At 31.0% G+C, this 5,537-nt stretch carries 5 protein-coding genes; 2 read left to right on the forward strand and 3 right to left on the reverse strand.

The annotated features are described in order from the left end of the window. Both ACH2BO_RS11210 and ACH2BO_RS11215 read left to right on the forward strand, forming a co-directional pair. Positions 1-967 (forward strand): peroxidase family protein (locus ACH2BO_RS11210; RefSeq protein WP_395044832.1); only part of this gene is annotated, 967 nt, incomplete at its 5' end. 173 nt (positions 968-1,140) lie between these two features. Further along, a complete protein-coding gene (locus tag ACH2BO_RS11215; protein WP_395044833.1) occupies positions 1,141-3,087 on the forward strand; it encodes an amino acid permease in 1,947 nt (648 codons plus the stop codon). A 198-nt stretch (positions 3,088-3,285) separates the two neighbouring features. Here ACH2BO_RS11215 and ACH2BO_RS11220 read toward each other — a convergent pair whose 3' ends face one another. From ACH2BO_RS11220 to ACH2BO_RS11230, 3 genes are all read right to left on the reverse strand, one after another. Next, entirely contained in the window at positions 3,286-3,720 is a 435-nt protein-coding gene (locus ACH2BO_RS11220) for a DUF1801 domain-containing protein (RefSeq protein ID WP_395044834.1), read from the reverse strand. Positions 3,721-4,007: 287 nt separating this feature from the next. Further along, a complete protein-coding gene (locus ACH2BO_RS11225) occupies positions 4,008-4,625 on the reverse strand; it encodes a hypothetical protein (protein ID WP_395044835.1) in 618 nt (205 codons plus the stop codon). Between the two features lie 59 nt (positions 4,626-4,684). After that, positions 4,685-5,537 (reverse strand): two-component regulator propeller domain-containing protein (locus ACH2BO_RS11230; RefSeq protein WP_395044836.1); only part of this gene is annotated, 853 nt, incomplete at its 5' end.

Genomic DNA, 5,537 nt, shown 5'->3' on the forward strand with positions numbered 1-5,537 from the left:
TATGGGACCAAAAGCACTTTATTTAGGTTCAGAAGTTCCAACAGAAGAATTAATTTGGCAAGATCCAATTCCAAATATAAATTATACCATTATTAATGAAGAAGATATAAATAATTTAAAATTCTCTATAGTTTCATCTGGATTAAGTATTTCAGAATTAGTTGCTACAGCTTGGGCTTCAGCTTCAACTTTTAGAGCATCTGATAAACGTGGTGGTGCAAATGGTGGTCGTTTAAGACTGTTACCACAAAAAGATTGGAAAGTAAATAATCCTGCTCAATTGTCTAAAGTTTTATCAATTTTAGAAAAAATTCAAAAAGATTTTAATAATGCTCAATCAGATAACAAACAAGTTTCTATTGCAGATTTAATCGTTTTAGGTGGATGTGTTGGAGTAGAACAAGCTGCAAAAAAAGCTGGTTATGATATAAAAGTTCCATTCACACCAGGAAGAGCTGATGCATCTCAAGAGCAAACCGATATCGATTCGTTTGATGTTTTAGAACCTCAAACGGATGGTTTTAGAAATTATTCTAGAACAGAATTTACAGTTTCTGCCGAAGAGTTGTTAATAGACAAAGCACAATTATTATCACTAACAGCACCTGAAATGACATTGTTAGTTGCAGGAATGAGAGTTTTAAACACCAATTTTGATCAATCTAAAACTGGAGTTTTTACAAATCGTACAGAAACTTTGACTAATGATTTCTTTGTGAATCTTCTTGATATGAATACAACTTGGAAAGCAGTTTCTGAATCTAGCGAAGCATTTATTGGAAGCGATAGAAAAACTGGTGATATTAAATGGATAGGAACTAGAGTAGATTTAATTTTTGGTTCTAATACCGAATTAAGAGCAATTGCCGAAGTGTATGCTTGTGAAGATGCAAAAGAACAATTTGTACAAGATTTTATTGCAGTTTGGAATAAAGTTATGAATCTTGATAGATTTGATTTATTATAAATTAAGTTATAATTAAGATTATTTAAAAGGTAGTTTGGAAACAAACTACCTTTTTTTTTGTTTTTAGGTTGTTTTAAATTAATAAAAATTTATTGACTAAGTTTTATATATTTGTTATTATTAAATGTTAGCAAAACGTTACCATATTATTAGATTATTTATACAATTATACTATGAATTTTTCCAATTTATTTCGAAAAAAAACAGTTCAAGACATCTTAAAACAAGTAGCTAAAAATGAAGCCGATGGTCATAACACTTTAGGAAAACATTTAACAGCTAGAGATTTAACAGCATTTGGAATTGCAGCAATTATTGGTGCTGGAATTTTTAGCACTATTGGTAAAGCCAGTTCTGATGGTGGACCAGCTGTTATTTTTTTATTTTTGTTTACAGCTGTCGCATGTAGTTTTGCCGCTTTTGCTTATGCAGAATTTGCTTCAATGGTTCCGGTTTCTGGCAGTGCATACACTTATTCTTATGTTGCTTTTGGTGAAATTGTAGCTTGGATAATCGGTTGGGCATTAATTATGGAATATGCCATTGGAAATATTACAGTAGCCATTTCATGGAGTGATTATTTTACAGGATTACTCGACGGCATAATTACTACTTTAAATTCTAAATATGATTGGCATATTGGTTATTTAGCCGATTGGATTCAAATGGATTATTTAACAGCTTCAAATGGTTTTAAAGAGGCAACATCATTAATGCAAGGCGGAAAAACATTTGAAAATTTATCTGAAAGCTTGCAATCTTCCTATTTGGCTTGGACAACATCGCCAACTATTGGATCATTTCATTTGGTTGCCGATTTACCTGCTTTATTAATTATTATTATTATTACTTGGTTAGTTTATCGCGGAATGAAAGAATCAAGAAATGCCAGTAACATGATGGTTGTAGTTAAATTATGTATAATTTTATTAGTAATTGCAGTTGGAGTATTTTATGTTGATACGACTAATTGGTATCCGTTTGCACCAAATGGAGTTAGCGGAATATTAAAAGGTGTTTCTGCTGTATTTTTTGCTTATATTGGTTTTGATGCAATATCTACAACTGCAGAAGAATGTAAAGATCCACAGCGCGATTTGCCTAAAGGAATGATGTGGGCAATAATTATTTGTACTGTTCTTTATGTAATAATTGCTTTGGTATTGACAGGAATGGTAAATTATGCCGATTTAAATGTTGGTGATCCTTTGGCTTTTGTATTTGAAAAATTAAATTTAAAATGGATGTCAGGAATTATTGCAGTTAGTGCAGTTGTTGCCATGGCAAGTGTTTTGTTAGTTTTTCAAATGGGACAACCACGTATTTGGATGAGCATGAGTAGAGATGGATTATTGCCAAAAAAGTTTTCTAAAGTACATCCAAAATATAAAACACCATCATATGCAACGATTGTAACAGGTTTTGTAGTTGCAGTTCCAGCTTTGTTTATGAACTTAACAATGGTTACCGATTTATGCAGTATTGGAACTTTATTTGCTTTTGTTTTAGTTTGCGCAGGTGTTTTGGTATTGCAAAATAAAAAAGACATTCCAAGAGGTAAATTTAAAACACCCTATATGAATTCTAAATTTGTTTTTCCTATTATGATTCTTATCGGATTAGTAATTTCGTTTACTAATTTCAAGCAAGATTCTATTAGTTTTATTACCAATCAAAAACAAATTAACAATCCAACTACAATAGTTACATCACTAAATACTGAACAAACTAAAGTTGTTTATGATTTTTTGCAAACCAAAGTTACAGATTATAAAAGTAACGACGTTGAAGATGTTTTAGGATTTTTTCACAAAGATAAAATGATGTACAAAACTGTTGTTGATTCATTACCAATAGATGATTCATTAAAATACGAAAGTGGTTTTAGCTTATTTAAACACAAAATCCCGATGTGGATTTTTCTTGTTTCGTTATTTTTCTTGTGTATTTGGTCTTGGCGTCAAAACCTGTCACTGATTCCTTTGTTAGGTTTGGTTTGTTGCCTTTATATGATGGCACAATTAAGTGTTTGGAACTGGATTTATTTTACCATTTGGTTATTAATAGGGCTTTTAATCTATTTTAGTTTTAGTTATAGAAATAGTAAATTGAATACTTAAACTTTTTTTAAAGTTAAATTAATTTGTAATATATATAAACCAACAACTATACTGAAATCTTTGAAAGTATTAATATGAATAAAAAGAAAAAAACAATCACTATAGTTTCCAAATAGATGCTAAGCTTAGTAATTGAACTAAATAGATTTTATGACTTTTGTCTTTTAGATTAAAAAAAATTATTAAAATAACGTCAAATTATTTATCTACTAATCTGGCACTAGCAACTCCAGGATTTTTTTCTGCTAGCAATAGTACTGTTTTAAGAGTTTCAAGATTGATTTCCTCGATTTTCATAAATCTTATGCAACTAATTCCCTTGCTTAGCTTTCCAAGTTCTTTTTTATGTTTTTCAACTACTGCTTTATCCTCAACAATTGCACATATATAAATACTTATATAATTTTTTTGATTTGCTAATGCAATTATTGGCCAATCTTTTTTTTGCTTTTTTGAGTCAAGGTAATAAAATGAACCATAGCCAATCATATTAGTAGCAAAATAAGTTTTTAAGTTAGGAACTGTTTTTTGAATAAAATTGTGGAGAAAATCAATATCTTTTCTACGATCATCAGGTACCATCATAAGATATTCTTCTACCGATTTGGCTTCGTTTTTAGCAAACATGTTCATGATTGTATCGTTTATTTAATTTTCTAATAATTTTATTTCAAATAGAATTTAGCTTGTCTTTTTTTGTTTGTTGCTGTTAACTAATAAAGTATCATGTCTTGACTTTATTTAGTGTTTTAAACACTGAAGCTAACAAATATAACGAAAAATTTAAAAAAAAAATACAATGAAAAAGAAAAAAAATAAAACACCAAACATCTAAATAAATCCCTAACATAGTAATAGCGTAAAACTGTATTGTACGCTGGCATTAATTTCTTTTACATCAAATTTTTAATATTAATCTTTCAACAATGAATTTCTTTATTGTTAATTCTATAAAAAAGATTTTTCTTTAATAAACCAAGTCCTGTTCGCAAAGTACCGTTTATTCCATGATTATAAAGAGTCACAACATGAAAAGAACTTGAATCTTTTGGATTAATAGTTCTTTTCAACGAAGACGATTTATGAAGATTATTATCTAAAAAAAAAAAATATATTGTTAGACCATAATCATACAAAGGTTCTTTATCAATTGTCATTGTGTCGTAAGGAAGAAGTAATCTCATATAGTTGCCCGATGAAGATGGAATCTCAAATGAATCTAAAGGAAAATCAATTGTCAATTCAAGAGGATCAAATGTTTCATTGATTATTTGAGTCCAAAATACAGCATAAATATATTTCTTACCATTGGGATCAGTATAGTTTATTCCACTTTTTGGAAAGCTGTTTTGTATTATTATGCGTGCACCGTTCGACTCAGTATATTCATATTTAGTGTTAAAATTATTTTCATTAAGCTTAATCGATGGCTTTTGACTTTGGACATTTTTTGTCGAATCCAAAGTTCCTACATAAACGGAATCTGTACTGCTTTGCCCGGAGCAAAAAAATCCTGTTGTCACCATAATCAATATCATTATACTTTTTTTCATCTTTTTTATTTTTAGCTTGTGCACAACGTTCAGAGCAATACACATTATTGCTGACTCTCTTTACTTTTAAAGTCCGTGATGGTCTTTCCATCATAACGATACACGCCACCACCAGAGCCAAACCAAATATTTCCTTTCGCATCTTCTAAAATCCCCAAAAGCATTACTGATTCTGACTTTATTTCGGTTACAGTTGGCTTTTTACTGTACAAGGACTTTGCATCATAACGGGAAAGTGCCCAGACCTTCGGATTTACTTCACCAGTAGTCCAGATGTGTCCTTTTTTATCTTCGATTATAGCATAAGCCCCCCTCTGCGACACCTTAGTAAAAGTTCTGCCGTCATAGCGCCAAAGACCATCAACGTCACCGAACCAAATGCTTCCTTTTTTATCTTCGATTATTGACCAAACGTTGTTAAACGCTTTGCCATCTTTGTTTTTTAAAACGGTAAATGTTTTTCCATCATAAACGAACATATTTTCTCCCTGTGCACCAAACCAAAGCTTGCCGCTTTTGTCTTCAAGGAGTAAACGAATATGGTTATTGGGAAATCCATCTTTTGTGGTAAAATTTCGAAAAGATTTCCCATCGTAACGGCTTGCTCCAAACCAAATATTACCGGTTTTATCTTCATAAATATGAAGATTTAGATTATTGGCAAGCCCATCCTTTGTTGTAAAATGCTGAAAGCCTGCCTGTCCGGTAGGCAGGGATTTACCATTGTAATAATAGACACCCGAATCACTGGTACCGAACCAAAGATTTCCTTTTCGATCTTCCAGAACATCCCAGAAGCTGGAGAAGCGGGGCGAAATTATTTTACTTGTTAGATTGGTAAAAGATGTTCCATCGTATCGAAACACGCCTAAGTAAGAAGCAATCAAAATGTCTCCG

Source organism: Flavobacterium sp., assembly GCF_043773265.1.
Lineage (GTDB): Bacteria > Bacteroidota > Bacteroidia > Flavobacteriales > Flavobacteriaceae > Flavobacterium.

What these genes read in the sequence shown, in the direction of transcription:
- ACH2BO_RS11225 (WP_395044835.1), bottom strand. Translation starts at nt 4,625, where the DNA reads ATGATATTGATTATGGTGACAACAGGATTTTTTTGCTCCGGGCAAAGC.
- ACH2BO_RS11215 (WP_395044833.1), top strand. Translation starts at nt 1,141, where the DNA reads ATGAATTTTTCCAATTTATTTCGAAAAAAAACAGTTCAAGACATCTTA.
- ACH2BO_RS11220 (WP_395044834.1), bottom strand. Translation starts at nt 3,720, where the DNA reads ATGAACATGTTTGCTAAAAACGAAGCCAAATCGGTAGAAGAATATCTT.